Annotated in this window: 2 protein-coding genes and 1 pseudogene; all 3 read left to right on the top strand. The window is 67.5% G+C overall.

Going from position 1 to position 1,138, the window contains the following annotated elements; genetic code table 11:
* The coding region (locus tag A5622_RS07190; RefSeq protein ID WP_232002892.1) for a hypothetical protein at nucleotides 1–257 on the top strand (257 nt) is incomplete at its 5' end.
* Nucleotide 258: 1 nt separating this feature from the next.
* On the top strand, nucleotides 259–501 hold the full coding sequence (locus A5622_RS07195) for a hypothetical protein (protein ID WP_066879480.1): 243 nt from the start codon (nucleotides 259–261) through the stop codon (nucleotides 499–501).
* Nucleotides 502–584: 83 nt separating this feature from the next.
* Nucleotides 585–1,138: pseudogene (locus A5622_RS07200) on the top strand (DNA polymerase III subunit beta); the annotation flags it as partial.

The raw sequence follows: 1,138 nt of genomic DNA on the forward strand, positions 1-1,138 counted from the left end.
CCGCGGGGGGCTCCGGCATGGTGCCCGTGTTGTTGACGGTGGCCCAACGGATCACCTCGCGGAGGTGCGCGACCGCGGCTGAACGGCGCATCGACTCGGCGGAGACCCGGGCGGTGATCGCCGAGGAGCGGGCGTCGCGTTGGGAGTCGCTGTACCGGATCGCGGTCGCGCACCTCCGCGAGGTGATCCGTTGGGCCACCGTCAACAACACGGGCACCATGCCGGAGCCCCCCGCGGAATTGCAGCGGGAGCTGTGACATGCGTCCGGGCTGCCGCGCCTGGGTGGCGCTCGGGGCTTACGTCGCAGCTTGGGACATGTTCTGCCCGCAAGGGGAGCAGTTGACCGACGCCGCCCGCCGCGGTGTCGTCGCCCACCCGGTCCTCACGACCGGCGCGATCGCGGTCACGGCGCTGCACTTGGCGAACCGGCTGCACCGGCGGGTGGACCCGTTCTATCTGGTGGGCACTTTCGTGGCGTCGGCGCGGTTCATCAAACGCTAGACGTTATTGCGTCAAACGATCCGGTCTATGGTGTACGCAACGGCCGATTGACGGCGGCCCACACACCAGGAGTGACGATCCTTATGTCCGATTTGCAGTTCACGATTACTCGCGACGAGTTCGCGGATGCGATCAACTGGGTGGCGCGGGCGTTGCCGGCGAAGCCGTTGAACCCGCTGCTCGGCGCGATCCGACTCACCAGCGGCTCCGGTTACGTGATCCTGGAGGCGTTCGACTACGAAGTTGCCGCCGTGACAAGCGCTGGGGCGGATGTGACATCACTGGGAACCACCTTGGTGTCCGGGCGCCTGCTGCAGGCGATCAGCAAGGCGCTGGCACGCAAGCCGGTGGAGTTCAAGACTGAGGGTGGTACTGCACGCATCCTGTGCGGGGCCGCAGAGTTCACGTTGCCCACCATGCTGGGGAGTGAGTACCCAGACCTGCCGACGCGGCCGGCCGACGCGGGCAGCGTGGACGCCGGACAGTTCGCGGAGGCGATCGCGCAAACCAGTTTCGCGGTGCACCGCGGCGACGGGTACTCGAGCATCAAGGCGGTGTGTTTCGACGTCGACCCGCTCGGCGGGTTGACGTTGTCGGCCACCGACCGCTACCGCGTCGCGACGAAGACGATCCCATC

This window comes from Mycobacterium sp. 1245801.1 (assembly GCF_001673055.1).
Lineage (GTDB): Bacteria > Actinomycetota > Actinomycetes > Mycobacteriales > Mycobacteriaceae > Mycobacterium > Mycobacterium europaeum_A.

What these genes read in the sequence shown, in the direction of transcription:
- A5622_RS07195 (WP_066879480.1), top strand. Translation starts at nt 259, where the DNA reads ATGCGTCCGGGCTGCCGCGCCTGGGTGGCGCTCGGGGCTTACGTCGCA.